Genomic DNA, 16,587 nt, shown 5'->3' on the forward strand with positions numbered 1-16,587 from the left:
AAAACAGCTGTGGAGTGATGGATGAAAACCTGGCGTGTGTTAGTGACCGCGATGGTGTCGCTGCTCCTGAGCGGCTGCCTGGTGACCTTCAAGGAGCCCCTGCCGGCCAGCGAGGCCGCACCTGACGCGCTGCTGGGCAAGTGGGCCAGCAGGAACGCCTGGGGCGAACCGCTCGACCTGCAGATCAGCCGGGTGGGCCAGCATCGCTACAAGGCAGTGAGCACCTCGCAGACCCAGCCGATCAAGCGCGACGAGTATTTGTTCAGTGTGTCCCGCCACGGCAACCGCTGGTACCTGTCGGCGCCGCTGCCAAACAAGCTGGGCGGGCACTTTATCCTCGCCGGGTTTGAATTGAATGAGGCCCGCGAACTGGTGGTCTACAACCTCGATCCCGAGGCGATCAACCAGGCCATCACGCACAAAACCCTGAGTGGCAGCAGTGTCGAGACCGTCGAAGGGGACGGGACATTGATCGACAGCCCCATGAGCCAAGTCTTGGCTTACCTGGATGATCCGGCCAACGCCGATGTGTTTGTCGAAGCCGTACGCTATAAACATGTGGGCAAATAACGTTTAAAGAGGAAGCACCGGGTGGACGATTACCAGCAGACGATACGCACCTTGTCCGATCGCATTGTGCTGGCGCAAACACCGATTCGCGTCCTCGACGCCGTGAAGTGGGACGACAACATTCGCAAGGGCTTCCTCCAGGGCAAGGGCAAGCACATGCCGGCCGTGGACCGCGACTATTACCTGAACCGGCCACTGTCGTTCGATTCCAGCAAGGTGAAGCTGGAGTTCCAGAACATTGAGCGTGATATCACTCGCCAATTGGGCCAGTTCAACCCGGTCGGGCAGATCATGCGGCGTATGTGCAAGGAATACCGCATGGTGGTGCGCATGCTCGAAGCCCGTGGCACCGAGGATTTCGGCCTGATTTCCCAGGAACTCTACGGCGCGGCCTCCGATGCATTCCATGCCGGCGACCCGACCCTGGCCGACCTGGGCCTGATGCTCTCCGATTACCTGAACAATATCGACGGCCGTGGCGATCTCAAGGACGAAGCCAAGACCCTGACTGCCAAGGACGCCGTCAGCCTGCTGCAAAGCCGCCTGAACAAGGTGTTTGGCGAGGCCGAGGAAACCATCCGCGTATTTGAGTCCGATGGCATCGTCGCCGACGCGGCGGCGGGTGCCGACTACATCAAGATCCGCACCGATGCGATGTTCAACGAGCGCGATGTGCGGGCCCTGGAAGTCCACGAAGGGCTGGTCCATGTGGGCACCACCCTCAACGGCCAGAACCAGCCGATCTGCACCTTCCTGTCCAAGGGCCCACCGTCGTCGACCGTGACCCAGGAGGGCCTGGCGATCCTGATGGAGATCATCACCTTCGCCTCCTACCCCAGCCGCCTGCGCAAACTGACCAACCGCACCCGCGCGATCCATATGGTGGAAGAGGGCGCCGATTTCCTGCAGGTGTTCGAGTTCTTCCGCGAGCAGGGCTTTGAAATGGCCGAGAGCTACGGCAACGCCAGCCGGGTGTTTCGCGGCTCGACGCCGACGGGCCTGCCGTTTACCAAGGATCTGTCCTACCTCAAGGGCTTTATCATGGTCTACAACTACATCCAGCTGGCCGTGCGCAAGGGCAAGCTGGAGCAGGTGCCGCTGTTGTTCTGCGGCAAGACCACCCTGGAAGACATGCGCACCTTGCGCCAACTGGTGGACGAAGGCCTGGTGGTGCCGCCCAAGTACTTGCCGGAGCAGTTTCGCGATATGAACGCGTTGTCGGCGTGGATGTGCTTCTCCAACTTCCTCAATCACCTGAGCCTGGACCGGATCGAGGCGGACTACTCCAATATCCTCTGACCAAATCCCATCAACTGTAGGAGCTGGCTTGCCTGCGATCGCGGTCTGTCAGCCACCGGTGGAGTAACTGACAGCCAGCTCCCACAGTTTGTCTTCATTGATTATCAGGGTTGTGTCCCCACCCATTTACGAGGTTTCAACGGATGAGACTGCTCGGCATTCTATGCCTGCTCCTGACCCTCAACGGCTGCAGCTCGCTGCTGTTCTACCCCGAGCCCGGCCTGCCATTTACCCCGCAACAGGCGCGCCTGGAATACCGTGACGTCACCCTGACCACCGCCGATGGCCTCAAGCTGCGCGCCTGGTGGCTGCCGGCCAAGGCCGGTGTGCCGCTCAAGGGCACGGTGCTGCATTTGCACGGCAACGGGGGCAACCTGTCCGGGCACCTGGGGGGCAGTTGGTGGCTGCCGGCCCAGGGTTATCAAGTGCTGATGCTGGACTATCGCGGCTATGGCGTGTCCGAAGGCAAACCTTCGCTGCCGGCCATCTACCAGGACCTGGATGCGGCTTTTCAGTGGATTGACCAGGCCCCCGAGACCCAGGGCCAGCCGCTGGTGGTGCTCGGCCAGAGCCTGGGCGGGGCATTGGCGGTGCATTACCTGGCGGCACATCCCGAGCGCCAGCCCCGGCTCAAGGCGCTGGTGTTGGATGGCGTGCCCGCCAGTTATCGTGATGTAGGGCAATTCGCCCTGAGCACTTCCTGGCTAACATGGCCGTTTCAGGTGCCGTTGTCGTGGCTGGTGCCGGACGCCGACAGCGCGATCCACGGCATGCCGCAGCTGACCGGCGTGCCGAAACTGCTGTTCCACAGTCTGGATGATCCGATCGTGCCGCTTTCCAACGGCATCCGTCTGTATCAAGCTGCGCCGCCGCCAAGGGTGCTGCAATTGACCCGCGGTGGGCATGTGCAGACTTTTGCCGACAAGACCTGGCAAACCGTGATGCTGCGTTATCTTGACGACCCGCAGCATTTCAATGGCCTGCGCCGCCTGGGGGAAATCCCCAATTACCCGGCGGCCGCCACTCCTAAAGTTGAATCATCAGAGAGCCCGCAATGAGCGAAGAACGCAACATGATCCCCCTGATCCTCACCGGTATCGGCACCATCATCGGCACCGTTGGCTGCCTGTGGTACTACGGCTACCTGCACTTCGCCAAGCCCGAGGACGCGTTGCTGCTCAGTGATTTCACCATGCTCAAGACGGTGCCCGGCGAGGACTATAAAGTCTCCCTGACCCCGGCTCCCCAGGTGGCGCAGTGCGTCGACGGTGTGCTGGTGCTGTTTGATACCGAGCAGAAAGGGTTGACCGGTGTACTGGTGAATAACAAGAAGCAGGCGGTGCGTTGCATGGGCCAGGAAACCCCGCAATTGCAGGAGTAAGCACGCTGGTAGTTTTTGGAACCATATTTTGTGTGAAGCCACTGATTGGGTTGTCAGCAGCGCTGACGAGCAACCCCCTTAATTATGTGGAGTATCGCTATGAGTATTGGTGGAGTAGGTGGTGGTAGCGGGTTCGGTAACTTCGGCGGCGCCGGCATGGGCGATTCCGGCAATATGGTCGGCAAGGGCGTCGAAGGGGGCCAGCAGCAGGGTGGTGCAGACCCGGAAGCGCTGAAGAAACTCCTGGCGCAACTGTTGGGCGGCGCGGGCGGTGCAGGCGGCTCCCAGGGCAGTGGCGCAAGTGGTGGTGGCGAGGATGAGCAAGATCCTCTGCGCAAGCAGATGGATCGCGACGGCCAGCAAGGCATGCAGATGCCCCAAGAGAACACCAACTCAGTCAACTTCGGCTGATCCAAAGCCATCTGCCGCAGTTCTTCTACAAAAAAAGCCCTGCCTGGAATCCAGGCAGGGCTTTTTTAGCGGTGTACGTCAGTCGGTTACTGAACCGAAGAACGTGGCTTGACCGGCTGGTTGTCGTTGGAGATGGTCACTTCAACGCGACGGTTCATGGCGCGGCCCGAAACGCTGGCGTTATCGGCAACCGGGTATGCCTTGCCGTAGCCAGCAGTCACGATGCGGCTTGGGTTAACGCCCATCTTGATCAGTGCAACCTGCACCGAAGTAGCACGTCGCTCGGACAAGGTCTGGTTGTAGGCATCGCTGCCGGTGCTGTCGGTGTAGCCTTCGATAATGACTTTACGATCTGGGTTTTCCTGGAGGAATTGCGCCAGTTTGTTGATGTTCACCAGGCCGCTGGATTTCAGGTCGGCCTTGTTGGTGGCGAACAGCACATCACCAAAGGTCACCAGGGTCCCGCGTTCAGTCTGCTTGGCGTTCAAGCTGTTTTGCAGCTGCTTGATCTGCGCGTCGCGGGCTTCGAGCAGGGCGCGGGCACGTTCGTCGCCGGCGTTTTTCAGCTTGGCTTCGGATTCGCGCAGGGCGATGGTGTCCTTGGCCACTTCAACGCGCTGGTTGGTCAGGTAGGCCAGTTGGTCGACCTTCTTCTCGTCTTCCTTGTCGCGGTACGCCTTGTCGGCCTTGTCCAGCCATTCGCTGGCGTCCTTGGTTTCCAGGGCGGCGATTTTGGTCGCTTGTGGGTTGGCTTGCAGGGCCGAGAAGTTGGTCCGTGCGTTTTCCAGGTTCGCGTTAGGCGGGGTGGAGCAAGCCGCCAATGCAACGCTCATCGCCAGCAGGGCAGGGATCATCAATTGTTTACGCATAGTGGTGTCGTCCTTTCAATTCGATTTCGGGTGCGATGCAAACAAGGGCGCTGCTTACTTCTGCTGGATCACAGCAGGACGCATGCCTTCGTTACGCAGCTCCTGAACAGCCTTCTGGGAATCCTTCAGCGCCAGGTCGGCCTTGGCAGCCTGGGCCTTGCGCTCTGCAACACGAGCGTCCCACTCAGCCTGTTCGGCCAGACGACGGGCTTCGTCGTACTTCTTGTCGTGCATGGCCAGCTCGGCTTGCTTGAGCTTGTCCTGGGCAGCTTTCATTTCCACGGCAGCGTATTCGGTACCGCCAGCGCTTACAGCGCTGTTCACGGCCGATTGGGTCACCGCGTACTGCTCGGTCGGCGGGTTGCCGGCGCAGCCCGCGAGGACGAAGCTGGTGCCGATTGCCAACGCGGCCAATTTGAGCCCGCGCAGGTGGTTAAACGAGGATTTGGCAGTGCTGGTCTTCATCGTCTTCAACTCCATTGGATAACTCCAGAAAAACATCAAATCCATCTACGGTGTTCAGCGTCTGCGTTTTGGCGGTGAAGCTCAGTGTGCCTTTTCAAACGCCTGTTCCAAGTGATGGCTTACTGGCTGTGACCCGAGGCTTTTTTGAATAGTTCAGCCAAAGATGGCGATTTGCCCGAAAAAACATCTGAACAAATCTGACTGAGTGGTCAGTGTTTAAAAATCGGAACTTTTGCCATCCATAGCGGTATGCCGGGCCTATGAAAGGCCCGGTACGCTGGGGAATGGTTTTTTTCAGCGGATGTTTATCAGTGTTTCTGATCGTCAGGCGTGGCTGACATATCGTGCAGGTAGCGCCGTGACAACGACAGGAAGCGCGGTGTGGGGCCGACATCTTCAGATATTGGTCGATTTTGATAAAAGTGAATTATTGTTCACGCCTATTTGATGTGTTTTTTCTATCGAGATGGCAGGCTGAAGTACCTTACGTACATTTTCGGTTTGAGCCCATCCGTTAGAGTTCTCTTTTTTTAATACCTCATCGTCGTAGTGGCACTATGATGCTCTCTTGATGTGGGGTTTTTTATTGGAGATTGGGATGTCCGTAGCTCAGGTTAAGAAAGCACTTCATGACTTTGCTGTGAAGGGGAGCGGGTCGGCCGTCGTATTGAAAGGTGACTGGGGGACCGGGAAAACTCATCTTTGGGACACGATCTTAAAAGAGAAAGGATCTACGTTCCTTCGTACTCACTATTCTTACGTTTCGTTGTTTGGAATAAACTCATTAACAGATCTGAAACGCTCAATTTTCGAGAATACAGTTCCAAGCTCTAAGGTTGGATCTGAAAACTCGGTTTTAGATAATTTGCAGCGGTTGGATTTCAGTGATAGTGCTAGCTGGTTAAAGAAGGTTTTACGTCAAGGTAAAGAAGCTAAAATTCCATTCGTTGGTAGTGTTGGCGGTATAGTTGATTCAATTCAGTATTCGATGATTTCAAATACGTTGATATGTATTGATGATTTTGAACGACGTGGAAATTCCCTATCAGCTCGTGATGTTTTGGGTTTGATTTCAAACTTGGTTGAAAAAAAAGATTGCTCTGTCATTCTAATTCTCAATGATAGCTCTCTAAAGCCGGATGATGAGTTTTTTTCTTACAGTGAGAAAGTTTTTGATTATGAGGTGAAATATTCTCCTTCGGAGCAAGAGTCAGTTAAGCTTATATTCGGTTCGGCAGGAAAGATGCGTGAATCTGTTGTTGAAAATATTGTGAAGCTGAAAATTAACAATATTCGCCTTCTGAAAAAGATTGAATTATTTGCTTCGGTTCTTGATGAGGTATTGAAAGAGGCTCACTCTAAAGTAGTTGATCAGGCTCATAACACACTTCCCCTCGCAGTGATGGCGGTCTATGGTGGAGGTAAGTGTAAAGTAGATATTGATTTTATCCTAAGCTACCAAGGAAGTTTGCTCTCGTACATGCCGGATAATGCAGGTGCGTCGGCGGAAGAGTTGGAGAGGAAAAATATCATTCGTGAGAAAAGCACATATTTGGACGAGTACGGCTTTGGGAAGTGTGATGAGTTCGATGCTTTGATAATTGACCTTGTCTGCAAGGGATATGCTGACGACGAAACATTGAGGGAACTAGTAGAAGGGGCAGAGAAAAAGATAAAGCATGACGACGATATTGCTCTTCTTGGAAAGGCTTGGGAGCTATTTCATGCATCATTTTCTGATAACGAGTCGGAAGTATACACTGCCTTTGAGTTTGCTATTTCCGAAGCTCTGCAGCACTTCACTGTGAATGATCTTGATTCTGTTGCGTCAATATACTGTGACTTGGGAAAGGAGCGTTTCATTAATACGGTCGTTGATAAGTATTTTTCCGAGTTCTTCTCGGCAAAAGGTGTGCGAGAAAAGGATGATATTTTTCAGTGGCCGCGTAACGCCTACCTTTCTTTAAAACTCAATCAATATTTTGACAGTCTCGCTGTCACGGGCGACTTGAGTGAACTCGTTCTTGCAGTGGTAAAGGGTTCAGGCTTTCCAGATGGTGATCTTAGAAGAGGTATAGCTCAAAAAAAGGATGACGATTTTTATGAGTATTTTAGTAGTTTAAATAGCAAAGATTTGACGCGACATGCTAGAGCTTTATTGAAGTGTGGTGAAGTTAGTTCGCCAGAAAAAGATATTATGGATGATTTTAGAATCATTTTTATGAAGACCTATACTGCTTTGTTGAAGTTATCGGAGTTGACACCTTTGAATCGAGTTCGAATGAATAAATTTCGCAATTATGATAATGTGTATAAAGAACTGGCAAGCCGTGAGTCCGACAAAGATCGTTAAAGTATGATTATTTAGGTCTGTTTTTATCGGTTAATAAGGCATTGGTTGATCTGAGGTCAGAAAAAGCAGACGCCGTCTCGGCGTCTGAGTGTTCCGAATTACTGCAGTGAAAGTATTTGTTTGAATTGCTGCCTTACCTTGCTGTAAGGCCAGTTCGCTCTCTCTCGATGTTTATCTTCACTTGCGGAGTCTAATATTTTTAATAGTGCCTCATGTAAGCATGTGAAAAGGGTTTTTGCTGTATTGGTTTCTACGCCCAAGAATCGTTCAGCTGGCAGAGGGTTTTGGCAGTTGACTGATTTTATAAATGACCATTCGTAGGGGTTGACGAAACTCCCGATTTCATCTGTCGAAAGCATGTTTGGATGTAGGTCTAAATTCATAAGGGAAGGTATGTTCGGATCGATAATGATCCGTGGGTAAATACCTTTGGATTCTAATTCATATGCCCTGTTCATTGCTGGGCCAAAAACTATATCGTTCTCGTGGTGCAGTTTGCCAATTGTTACGCCTGCTCGCAAGAGAAAGCCCGTCAAAGCACAGCCCACAAATGTATTTGATAACCCGTAAATGATATTGGGTAATGATTCTTCACAATATGGAATGCTCAGTACGCAGCAATCCGAAAAAGATGTGATTCTTATACCGGCTGAGCTACTTGCTTCCGCTGCTTCTATAATCTGTTCGCTTTTTAGTATTTTTGGAATTAACGCTAAATGTCCAATTTTTTGTGGATCATCTCCCGCATTGCGAACGTGGCTTTTCCAACCCAGTACGTCAAAAAAGACCACGATCCTTTCTTCGTAAGATATCGGTGATAAAAGGTTTTCAATGTCCATTTTTTGTCCTTTGCTATGAGGTTAACTTCCAAGTAGGTCCCTTGTCAGTCATATGGCAGATGAGGTTGGCGGGATAAAAATCTTAAGATGGAAAATTCTATTTCAGATTTTACTGTCTTCTGATTTTTTATTGAATATCGCCAAGGCGAGTCTGTTCTCAGCGTCTACATATGCAGGTGTTCTCCCAGCGTCTGCATATACCTCTTCACCTTCCTCGACGCGGATCACTTGGGTTCCCTTGACGTAAGGGATTGCCCGTTCCGCTTCCTGTATAGCCGCCGATAGTAGGCCTTCGGTGACGACAGCTTCTGACAGCTCGTAAGCCTCAGCCAATGCTTTGATTTTCACAAGATCACGCTGGTGGATGGAGAGGGTGTACTCGACCTGCTCGTTGTCTTCGTGAGCCTTAGCTTCCCAAGTGCTTAACATCTGCTCAAACGTTTTCATGACGACCTTCTATATAAAGAGGGAATGGCGAAATTGCTCAACTGAAAGCTGCGGTAGCTACGTATGGCTGGAAGATACGAAGTTCGTGGATTTGGCCCCGTTTCACGATTTTCTCTATTGCGTGCTCGCTTTCCTCACACAACGGGTCACCCTCTTCATCAGTGGCAACCACATGCTGGCCCCGGATATAGGGAAAGCTGGCTTCCAGCTCTTCCAGGGCGGCGCCGATCAACTCGCCGAGCAATTCCTCGGTGCTGCGCTTGGGGTACATCTCGCGGATGGCCGCCAGCCGTGCGGCGGCCTCGACATCCAGGTGGATGGCATATTCGGTCTTGGTCAGGCGACCCTTGGCGGTTTCTTCCCATTGCTGGGCCAGTTCTCGGATTTTCATGGCAACCTCAGTGATGCCCAGGGTAGCGGGCGGTGATGAGTGACCGGTCGCGGCGTGGATAACGCGACGACGTATCCTTGAGACTAGCTGCAACCGCCAAGGTTTAAAGTTCCTTGTAAGAGCAAGGCTTGATCGGCACTCTTAAAGATCAAAGCGTCCCGAATTCCTGGCTGGAGATTGGCTGATGAGCGATATCGATGCACGTTTGCGTGAAGATGTTCACCTGCTGGGTGAACTGTTGGGCAACACGATTCGAGAACAGTACGGTGATGAGTTCCTCGCCAAGATCGAGCAGATCCGCAAGGGCGCCAAGGCCGATCGCCGGGGCGGGGCAACCGAGGCGGCAGCTGGCGAAGAGCTCAGCGCCAGCCTCAACCAGTTGCAGGAAGACGAGCTGTTGCCGGTGGCACGTGCGTTCAACCAGTTCCTCAACCTGGCCAATATCGCCGAGCAGTACCAACTGATTCACCGGCGCGATGAATCCCAGCCCGCCCCGTTCGAGTCGCGGGTACTGCCCGAGCTGCTGGCGCGCCTGCAGAGTGAGGGCCATAGCAGCGAATCCCTGGCCCGGCAGTTGGCGCGCCTGGAGATCGAACTGGTGCTCACCGCCCACCCCACCGAAGTTGCGCGCCGCACCCTGATCCAGAAATATGACGCCATCGCCGCCCAACTGGCGTTGCAGGATCACCGTGACTTGACCAGCGCCGAGCGCGAGCAGATTCGCCAGCGCTTGCAACGGCTGATCGCCGAAGCCTGGCACACCGAAGAAATCCGCCGCACCCGGCCCACCCCGGTGGACGAGGCCAAGTGGGGCTTTGCGGTGATCGAGCATTCGCTGTGGCACGCCATCCCCAACTACCTGCGCAAGGCCGATCACGCCTTGCACGCCGCGACCGGCCTGCGCCTGCCCCTGGAGGCGGCACCGATCCGCTTTGCCTCATGGATGGGCGGTGACCGTGATGGCAACCCCAACGTGACGGCGCCCGTGACCCGCGAAGTATTGCTGCTGGCGCGCTGGATGGCTGCAGACCTGTATCTGCGTGATATCGATCACCTGGCATCCGAGCTGTCGATGCAGCAGGCCAGCCCCGAGTTGCAGGCCAAGGTCGGCGATAGCGTCGAACCTTATCGGGCCTTGCTCAAGCAACTGCGCGAACGCCTGCGCGCCACCCGCAATTGGGCGCACGCGGCGTTGACCGCCAGCCTCCCGGCGCCGGCTGATGTGCTGCAAAACAATCGCGACCTGCTGGAGCCGTTGGAGCTGTGCTACCAGTCCCTGCACGCCTGCGGCATGGGCGTGATTGCCGACGGCCCGCTGCTCGATTGCCTACGCCGTGCGGTAACGTTCGGCCTGTTCCTGGTGCGCCTGGATGTGCGCCAGGACTCCAGCCGTCACTCGGCGGCGATGACCGAGATCACCGACTACCTGGGCCTGGGCCGCTATGAGGATTGGGACGAAGACGCGCGCATCACCTTCCTGATGAAGGAGTTGGTCAACCGTCGCCCATTGTTGCCAGGCTATTTCAAGCCGTCGGCCGACACCGCCGAAGTGCTCAATACCTGTAAGGAAATTGCCGCCGCGCCAGCTGCATCCCTCGGTTCCTACGTCATCTCCATGGCGGGTGCGGCATCCGATGTGCTGGCGGTGCAGCTGCTGCTCAAGGAGTCCGGGGTGCAGCGGCCGATGCGTGTGGTGCCGCTGTTCGAGACCCTGGCCGACCTGGACAACGCCGGCCCGGTGATCGAGCGCCTGTTGCTGCTACCGGGCTATCGCGCGCGCCTGCAAGGCCCGCAGGAAGTGATGATCGGCTATTCGGACTCGGCCAAGGACGCCGGCACTACCGCTGCGGCCTGGGCGCAGTACCGGGCCCAGGAACGGCTGGTGGATATCTGCCGCGAGCAGCAGGTGGAACTGTTGTTGTTCCATGGTCGTGGCGGCACCGTTGGCCGTGGCGGTGGCCCGGCCCACGCGGCGATCCTGTCGCAGCCACCGGGCTCGGTAGCCGGGCGTTTTCGCACCACCGAGCAGGGCGAGATGATTCGCTTCAAGTTCGGCTTGCCGGATATCGCCGAGCAGAACCTCAATCTGTATCTGGCCGCAGTGCTGGAGGCGACCTTATTGCCACCGCCGCCCCCGGAGCCGGCCTGGCGGCATTTGATGGACGAATTGGCCGCCGATGGCGTCAGCGCCTATCGCGCGGTAGTGCGGGAAAATCCGCAGTTCGTCGAGTACTTCCGCCAGTCCACGCCCGAGCAGGAACTGGGCCGCTTGCCCCTGGGCAGTCGCCCGGCCAAACGCCGTGCTGGGGGCATCGAAAGCCTGCGTGCGATCCCGTGGATTTTCGGCTGGACCCAGACGCGCCTGATGTTGCCGGCCTGGCTGGGCTGGGAAGCGGCATTGAGCAAGGCCCTGGAGCGGGGCGAAGGCGAGTTGCTGGGGCAGATGCGTGAGCAATGGCCGTTCTTCCGTACGCGCATCGACATGCTGGAAATGGTCCTGGCCAAGGCCGACGCCGATATCGCCCGCCTGTATGACGAGCGTCTGGTGCAGCCGGACCTGCTGCCATTGGGTGCGCATTTACGCGACCTATTGTCGCAGGCGTGTGCCGTGGTGCTTGGCCTGACCGGGCAGTCGCAACTGCTGGCCCACAGTCCCGACACCCTGGAGTTCATCCGCCTGCGCAACACCTACCTTGACCCATTGCACCTGCTGCAGGCCGAGTTGTTGGCGCGGTCCCGCCAGCAGGAAGCGACACAGGACAGCCCTCTGGAACAGGCGCTGCTGGTGTCCGTGGCCGGTATTGCCGCCGGGCTGCGTAATACCGGCTGACATTTGTCGCGTGTTCTCAAGGGCTTGCACGCAAAACCGCCGGTTGACCCGAAAGGGCTCTGCCGGCGGTTTTGGGTTTGGGTTGCACCAAGGGATACCGCGACCAAAAGGCTTGTGTGGTGCGGGTTCTTCCGACTTTTGGCGGCTTGTGTGGTTAGGGCTCGCTGTGTATCTTGATCAGCCTTTGGCCGTTTGGGCGGCCTGGATTCGTATTTTTACGAGCATATTCTACGAGATTGGCCCCACGCGGCGAATCCGAGCGTCATCTCTATAAAAAATTGAGGAGCACATCGATGCGCGTCATTCTGCTGGGAGCTCCCGGGGCCGGTAAAGGTACTCAGGCAAAGTTCATCACTGAAAAGTTCGGCATTCCACAAATCTCCACTGGCGACATGCTGCGCGCCGCCGTCAAGGCCGGTACCGAGCTGGGCCTGATCGCCAAGAGCGTGATGGACAGCGGTGGCCTGGTCTCCGACGACCTGATCATCAACCTGGTCAAGGAACGCATCAGCCAGGAAGACTGCAAGAACGGTTTCCTGTTCGACGGTTTCCCACGCACCATTCCCCAGGCCGAAGCCCTGGTGAAGGCCGGCGTCGAGTTGGATGCCGTGGTCGAAATCGCCGTTGAAGACGAAGAGATCGTCCAGCGTATCGCCGGTCGCCGTGTTCACGAAGCCTCGGGCCGCGTCTACCACATCGTCTACAACCCGCCAAAAGTGGCTGGCAAGGATGATGTAACCGGTGACGACCTGGTGCAGCGCAAGGACGATACCGAAGAAACCGTGCGTCATCGCCTGTCGGTCTACCACTCCCAGACCAAGCCGCTGGTGGACTTCTACCAGAAGCTGTCGGCTGCCCAGGGCAAACCGAAATACAGCCACATCCCGGGCGTTGGCTCGGTGGAAACCATCACCGCCAAGGTGCTGGAAGCGCTGAACTGATCTGACGATCGGCGTGATGTTCAACGGCCCGCTTGCGGGCCGTTGTTGTTTATACTGGCGCACTTTTTTTCGATTTGGACACCCACACCGATGAGCACCCTGCTGGCCCTGGACACCGCGACTGAAGCTTGCTCCGTTGCCCTGCTGCATAACGGCAAGGTCACGAGCCACTATGAGGTGATCCCGCGCCTGCATGCGCAAAAGCTGCTGCCGATGATCAAGCAGTTATTGCTCGATGCCGGCACCACCTTGTCGGCGGTGGACGCCATCGCCTTTGGTCGTGGCCCGGGCGCGTTCACCGGCGTGCGCATCGCCATCGGGGTGGTGCAGGGCCTGGCGTTTGCCCTGGAACGGCCAGTATTGCCGGTGTCCAACCTGGCCGTGCTGGCCCAGCGCGCGCTGCGTGAGCACGGCGCGGCCCAGGTCGCGGCAGCCATCGATGCGCGGATGGATGAGGTCTACTGGGGTTGCTACCGCGAGACCGCAGGCGAAATGCGCCTGGTCGGCGTTGAAGCCGTGCAGCCGCCCGAGGCCGCCGCGTTGCCGGCCGATGCCAGTGGCGACTGGTTTGGTGCCGGTACCGGTTGGGGGTATGGCCAGCGGATCGCCGTGCCCACGATGGGCCAGGATGCCACGATGCTGCCCCATGCCGAAGACCTGCTGGCCCTGGCGCGTTTTGCCTGGGAACGCGGCGAGGCGATTCCCGCCGACCAGGCCGCCCCGGTGTACCTGCGCGATAAAGTGGCGCAGACCAAGGCCGAACGCGGGCTCTAGGCTTATTGCGGTTAGCCTCTAATGTGGGAGCTGTCGAGCCCCAGCGAGGCTGCGATAGCGGTGTGTCAGGTGCCATGAATAGTGGCAGTGTCGCCGCCATCGCAGCCTCGCTGGGGCTCGACAGCTTCCACCGTTGATCGCAGGCAATTGGCGCCAATCGTCAGAATTTGCCCGCGGTTTTAAACCTTTGCCCGTTTATGTGTTCTAGTTATCACCAGAGCATTTGCGCGCCAAGGAAAGTGCCGCTAAATTGCCATCATTGATCACGGATCTGCATGCATGCGTATAGACGGCTTTTCCTCCCAGTCCTACCCCCTCAAGCGCAAGCCACGCAAGGCGAGCGTGAAGGTAGACGAGTCCGTCGAAGAATCCCCCGATTTTATTGAAATCCAGCCCGAAACCTCCCAGAGCGCAGCGGTTTCCGCCCGTGCCCAAGGTGCCAGCGGTGCGCGTATCGGCGGCGTTCCGGCCCGCCAGCAAGACATGGTCTTCCCGCGCTCCATGAGCAAGAACGTCGCCACGGCCCTGGCCAGCTACCTGACCACAGCAGGCTTTGTCGAATGGGATATGGAAGTGCTGGGTCTCGATATCCACATCTGATGTTGCTGCCTTATTTCCTCGGTTGCCCGTCCTGGAGTGAAAACGCCTGGCGCGAGTACCTGTATCCGCAAGACGCCCGCACCACGGATTTTCTCGGGCTGTATTGCCAGGTGTTCAATGCCTGCGAAGGCAACACCACGTTCTATGCGCGGCCCTCCGTCGCGACTGTGCAGCGCTGGGCCGAGATCATGCCCGCGCACTTTCGCTTTACCGCCAAGTTTCCCGGTGATATCAGCCACAGCGCTGACCTGCGCGAACAGTTGCCCGCCGCCGAAAGCTTCCTCGGTTTGATGAGCCCGCTGGGCGAGCGGGTTTCGCCACTGTGGCTGCAACTACCGGCCAGCTTCACCCCGCAACGGCTGGGGGAACTGGCAGGGTTTATCGACGGCCTGGAGCGGCCATTGGCGGTGGAGGTGCGTCACCGTGAGTTCTTCGCCAAAGGCGATGCCGAGCGCAGCCTCAACCGCCTGCTGCGTGACCGTGGTGTCGAGCGGATCTGCCTGGATCCTCGGGCGCTGTTCAGTTGCACGTCCACCTCGGCGGCGGTACTCCACGCCCAATCGAAAAAGCCCAAGGTACCGCCCCGGCCTGCGGCGTTGACCCAGTTTCCCCAGGTGCGTTTTATCGGCCACCCGGACCTGGAAGCCAACGATCCGTTCCTGGTGCCGTGGGTTGAAAAGGTCGCTGGCTGGATCGAGGAGGGCCGCACGCCCTATGTGTTCCTGCACACCTCGGACAACCGCCTGGCGGCCCAATTGGCCATGCGTTTTCATCAGCAATTGATGGTGCGATTGCCTGGGTTGCCGGCGTTGGCGCAGTTGCATCGGGAGCCCGCTGTGGAGCAACTGGGGTTACTCTAGGGTTCTTTTATGCCTGGAGTCAGTCATGGATGCCCAAACCCTTCGCGCCGAATCCTTTCGAGCCCTGCACGAGCGTGACCGTGCATTCGTGATGCCCAACCCGTGGGACGCCGGTTCTGCCAAGATGCTCGCCAGCCTCGGCTTTGAAGCCCTGGCCACTACCAGCGCGGGTTTTGCCTTCAGTCTGGGGCGTCCGGATGCCGAAGGTGCGCTGTCGCTGGAGGACACTTTGGGCAACGCCGGGATGATCGTTCAGGCCACCGCGCTGCCGGTGGCTGCGGACCTGGAAAACGGCTTCAGCGATACGCCTCAAGGTTGTGCCCAGAGCCTGTTGCGGGCCGCCGCTACCGGCATCGTCGGCGGTTCTATCGAAGACGCTACGGGGATTGCGGTTGACCCGATCTACCCCTTTGATCTGTCTGTTGAGCGCATCGAGGCTGCCGTCGCTGCGGCGCGCAGCTTGCCATTCCCCTTCATGCTGACGGCCCGTGCGGAAAACTTCCTGCATGGTCGCCTGGATTTTCCCGACACTATTCGCCGTTTGCAGGCCTACGCCGAAGCGGGCGCCGACGTGTTGTATGCACCGGGCCTGCGCAGTGCTGAGGAAGTATTGGCGGTGGTGCGGGCGGTGGCGCCAAAACCGGTGAATGTGCTGATGTCCGGTGGTCTCAAGCTCTCGGTGGCGCAACTGAGCGAGATGGGCGTCAAGCGCATCAGCGTTGGCTCGGCCATGGCCCTGGCGGCCTACGGGGAGTTCTTCAGGGCCGCGCGGGAGGTTCAGGAACTGGGAACCTTCACCTTTACCGAGCGCTCGATGCCGTTCAGCCAGGCAAATCAGTTGTTCAAAGGTTGAGTCGTGGGTTTTTTCAAAGTGTTGGGGGTGTTGCTGCTACTCGCGGGCGGCCTACTCGTAGGCATCTGGCGCGGCTGGGTGCCGTTGCCCGCCGAATGGAACCCCTGGGCGCCCTTGGATGTGCGCGCTGTGCCCAACCTGCTGACGCGGTTCAAACTCGGACGGTTGCAGGATGATCCGGCACTGTGCGACCAGGTGCTGAAAACCTCCGGGCTGCGGGTCAGCCATCAGGCGGACAGTCCCGCTGATGCGGCTTGCCCACTGCGCAATACCCTGCGGGTGCAGGGCGCGCAGGTGGGTTTGAGTAGCAGCTTTCTCGCCAGTTGCCCCTTGGCGGTGGCGTTTGCCCTGTTCGAGCGCCACAGCTTGCAGCCGGCTGCCCAGGCGGTGTTTGGCCAGGCGGTGACGCGGGTCGATCACCTGGGCAGTTTTGCCTGCCGCAATATGTATGGGCGTGCCGAAGGGCGGCTCAGCCAGCACGCCTCGGCCAATGCCCTGGATATCGCCGGGTTTCGCCTGGCGGATGGGCGCAGTATCAATGTGCTGAAGGATTGGCCTGGAGAGGGCGCCAACGCGCGCTTTTTGCGTCAGGTGCGCGACCGTGCGTGCAACGATTTCAACGTGGTCTTGAGCCCGGACTACAACGCTGCCCATCGCAACCATTTCCATCTGGACATGGGGCGTTGGTGGGTGTGCCGCTAAGT

Annotated in this window: 18 protein-coding genes and 1 pseudogene; 13 read left to right on the plus strand and 6 right to left on the minus strand. The window is 57.5% G+C overall.

The window, feature by feature from the left end:
* Positions 1–21: 21 nt before the first annotated feature.
* From AC19YY_RS17690 to AC19YY_RS17710, 5 genes are all read left to right on the plus strand, one after another.
* Complete coding sequence (locus AC19YY_RS17690) at positions 22–570, plus strand: hypothetical protein (RefSeq protein ID WP_170042943.1); 549 nt, start codon at positions 22–24, stop codon at positions 568–570.
* Between the two features lie 21 nt (positions 571–591).
* Positions 592–1,869, plus strand: coding sequence for a flavohemoglobin expression-modulating QEGLA motif protein (locus tag AC19YY_RS17695; protein WP_169955704.1), 1,278 nt, complete (start codon positions 592–594; stop codon positions 1,867–1,869).
* 143 nt (positions 1,870–2,012) lie between these two features.
* On the plus strand, positions 2,013–2,927 hold the full coding sequence (locus tag AC19YY_RS17700) for an alpha/beta hydrolase (protein ID WP_500604597.1): 915 nt from the start codon (positions 2,013–2,015) through the stop codon (positions 2,925–2,927).
* Entirely contained in the window at positions 2,924–3,250 is a 327-nt protein-coding gene (locus AC19YY_RS17705) for a PA3694 family proteiin (RefSeq protein ID WP_032858203.1), read from the plus strand. Before AC19YY_RS17700 ends, AC19YY_RS17705 begins: the two co-directional genes overlap by 4 nt.
* A gap of 99 nt (positions 3,251–3,349) precedes the next feature.
* Positions 3,350–3,661 carry a hypothetical protein gene (locus AC19YY_RS17710; RefSeq protein WP_170058319.1) on the plus strand — a complete coding sequence of 104 codons (312 nt, stop codon included), beginning with the start codon at positions 3,350–3,352 and terminating at the stop codon, positions 3,659–3,661.
* A gap of 86 nt (positions 3,662–3,747) precedes the next feature.
* Here AC19YY_RS17710 and lptF read toward each other — a convergent pair whose 3' ends face one another.
* The 3 genes and pseudogenes from lptF to AC19YY_RS17725 form a co-directional block, all read right to left on the minus strand.
* Entirely contained in the window at positions 3,748–4,530 is a 783-nt protein-coding gene (gene lptF / locus AC19YY_RS17715; RefSeq protein ID WP_169955707.1) for a lipotoxin F family OmpA-related lipoprotein LptF, read from the minus strand.
* 54 nt (positions 4,531–4,584) lie between these two features.
* Positions 4,585–5,010: a DUF4398 domain-containing protein gene (locus AC19YY_RS17720; protein WP_029300159.1), complete on the minus strand. Its 426-nt coding sequence runs from the start codon at positions 5,008–5,010 to the stop codon at positions 4,585–4,587.
* A 293-nt stretch (positions 5,011–5,303) separates the two neighbouring features.
* Positions 5,304–5,402, minus strand: a pseudogene (locus tag AC19YY_RS17725) (pilin assembly protein); the annotation flags it as partial.
* A 191-nt stretch (positions 5,403–5,593) separates the two neighbouring features.
* On the opposite strand from AC19YY_RS17725, the gene AC19YY_RS17730 reads away from it, so the two are divergent.
* Positions 5,594–7,348 carry a hypothetical protein gene (locus AC19YY_RS17730; protein WP_500604598.1) on the plus strand — a complete coding sequence of 585 codons (1,755 nt, stop codon included), beginning with the start codon at positions 5,594–5,596 and terminating at the stop codon, positions 7,346–7,348.
* Positions 7,349–7,446: 98 nt separating this feature from the next.
* Here the strand turns inward: AC19YY_RS17730 and AC19YY_RS17735 are convergent, their stop codons facing one another.
* The 3 genes from AC19YY_RS17735 to AC19YY_RS17745 all read right to left on the minus strand — a co-directional run bounded on the left by AC19YY_RS17735 (position 7,447) and on the right by AC19YY_RS17745 (position 9,025).
* Positions 7,447–8,187: a hypothetical protein gene (locus AC19YY_RS17735; RefSeq protein WP_500604599.1), complete on the minus strand. Its 741-nt coding sequence runs from the start codon at positions 8,185–8,187 to the stop codon at positions 7,447–7,449.
* A gap of 102 nt (positions 8,188–8,289) precedes the next feature.
* On the minus strand, positions 8,290–8,634 hold the full coding sequence (locus tag AC19YY_RS17740) for a hypothetical protein (RefSeq protein WP_500604600.1): 345 nt from the start codon (positions 8,632–8,634) through the stop codon (positions 8,290–8,292).
* Positions 8,635–8,671: 37 nt separating this feature from the next.
* Complete coding sequence (locus AC19YY_RS17745; RefSeq protein WP_500604601.1) at positions 8,672–9,025, minus strand: hypothetical protein; 354 nt, start codon at positions 9,023–9,025, stop codon at positions 8,672–8,674.
* Between the two features lie 184 nt (positions 9,026–9,209).
* Here AC19YY_RS17745 and ppc point away from each other — a divergent pair, with 184 nt between their 5' ends.
* The 7 genes from ppc (at position 9,210) to AC19YY_RS17780 (ending at position 16,585) form a co-directional block, all read left to right on the plus strand.
* Positions 9,210–11,855, plus strand: a complete 2,646-nt coding sequence (ppc, locus tag AC19YY_RS17750) for a phosphoenolpyruvate carboxylase (RefSeq protein ID WP_170042941.1) — start codon at positions 9,210–9,212, stop codon at positions 11,853–11,855.
* Positions 11,856–12,148: 293 nt separating this feature from the next.
* A complete protein-coding gene (gene adk / locus AC19YY_RS17755) occupies positions 12,149–12,796 on the plus strand; it encodes an adenylate kinase (RefSeq protein WP_500604602.1) in 648 nt (215 codons plus the stop codon).
* 90 nt (positions 12,797–12,886) lie between these two features.
* Positions 12,887–13,570 carry a tRNA (adenosine(37)-N6)-threonylcarbamoyltransferase complex dimerization subunit type 1 TsaB gene (gene tsaB / locus AC19YY_RS17760; RefSeq protein WP_169955710.1) on the plus strand — a complete coding sequence of 228 codons (684 nt, stop codon included), beginning with the start codon at positions 12,887–12,889 and terminating at the stop codon, positions 13,568–13,570.
* Between the two features lie 279 nt (positions 13,571–13,849).
* Positions 13,850–14,170 (plus strand): hypothetical protein, encoded by a 321-nt coding sequence (locus AC19YY_RS17765; RefSeq protein ID WP_170042939.1) that lies wholly within the window; start codon positions 13,850–13,852, stop codon positions 14,168–14,170.
* Entirely contained in the window at positions 14,170–15,030 is an 861-nt protein-coding gene (locus AC19YY_RS17770; RefSeq protein ID WP_169955712.1) for a DUF72 domain-containing protein, read from the plus strand. Before AC19YY_RS17765 ends, AC19YY_RS17770 begins: the two co-directional genes overlap by 1 nt.
* A gap of 25 nt (positions 15,031–15,055) precedes the next feature.
* Positions 15,056–15,883 (plus strand): isocitrate lyase/PEP mutase family protein, encoded by an 828-nt coding sequence (locus tag AC19YY_RS17775; protein ID WP_500604603.1) that lies wholly within the window; start codon positions 15,056–15,058, stop codon positions 15,881–15,883.
* A gap of 3 nt (positions 15,884–15,886) precedes the next feature.
* Complete coding sequence (locus AC19YY_RS17780; RefSeq protein ID WP_500604604.1) at positions 15,887–16,585, plus strand: extensin-like domain-containing protein; 699 nt, start codon at positions 15,887–15,889, stop codon at positions 16,583–16,585.
* Positions 16,586–16,587 lie beyond the last annotated feature (2 nt).

Source organism: Pseudomonas sp. MF09156, assembly GCF_059862305.1.

Excerpts from the sequence above, each read along its gene's own strand:
- AC19YY_RS17690 (WP_170042943.1), top strand. The coding sequence starts at position 22 with ATGAAAACCTGGCGTGTGTTAGTGACCGCGATGGTGTCGCTGCTCCTG.
- AC19YY_RS17700 (WP_500604597.1), top strand. The coding sequence starts at position 2,013 with ATGAGACTGCTCGGCATTCTATGCCTGCTCCTGACCCTCAACGGCTGC.
- AC19YY_RS17705 (WP_032858203.1), top strand. The coding sequence starts at position 2,924 with ATGAGCGAAGAACGCAACATGATCCCCCTGATCCTCACCGGTATCGGC.
- AC19YY_RS17710 (WP_170058319.1), top strand. The coding sequence starts at position 3,350 with ATGAGTATTGGTGGAGTAGGTGGTGGTAGCGGGTTCGGTAACTTCGGC.
- lptF (WP_169955707.1), bottom strand. The coding sequence starts at position 4,530 with ATGCGTAAACAATTGATGATCCCTGCCCTGCTGGCGATGAGCGTTGCA.
- AC19YY_RS17720 (WP_029300159.1), bottom strand. The coding sequence starts at position 5,010 with ATGGAGTTGAAGACGATGAAGACCAGCACTGCCAAATCCTCGTTTAAC.
- AC19YY_RS17730 (WP_500604598.1), top strand. The coding sequence starts at position 5,594 with ATGTCCGTAGCTCAGGTTAAGAAAGCACTTCATGACTTTGCTGTGAAG.
- AC19YY_RS17735 (WP_500604599.1), bottom strand. The coding sequence starts at position 8,187 with ATGGACATTGAAAACCTTTTATCACCGATATCTTACGAAGAAAGGATC.
- AC19YY_RS17740 (WP_500604600.1), bottom strand. The coding sequence starts at position 8,634 with ATGAAAACGTTTGAGCAGATGTTAAGCACTTGGGAAGCTAAGGCTCAC.
- AC19YY_RS17745 (WP_500604601.1), bottom strand. The coding sequence starts at position 9,025 with ATGAAAATCCGAGAACTGGCCCAGCAATGGGAAGAAACCGCCAAGGGT.
- ppc (WP_170042941.1), top strand. The coding sequence starts at position 9,210 with ATGAGCGATATCGATGCACGTTTGCGTGAAGATGTTCACCTGCTGGGT.
- adk (WP_500604602.1), top strand. The coding sequence starts at position 12,149 with ATGCGCGTCATTCTGCTGGGAGCTCCCGGGGCCGGTAAAGGTACTCAG.
- tsaB (WP_169955710.1), top strand. The coding sequence starts at position 12,887 with ATGAGCACCCTGCTGGCCCTGGACACCGCGACTGAAGCTTGCTCCGTT.
- AC19YY_RS17765 (WP_170042939.1), top strand. The coding sequence starts at position 13,850 with ATGCGTATAGACGGCTTTTCCTCCCAGTCCTACCCCCTCAAGCGCAAG.
- AC19YY_RS17770 (WP_169955712.1), top strand. The coding sequence starts at position 14,170 with ATGTTGCTGCCTTATTTCCTCGGTTGCCCGTCCTGGAGTGAAAACGCC.
- AC19YY_RS17775 (WP_500604603.1), top strand. The coding sequence starts at position 15,056 with ATGGATGCCCAAACCCTTCGCGCCGAATCCTTTCGAGCCCTGCACGAG.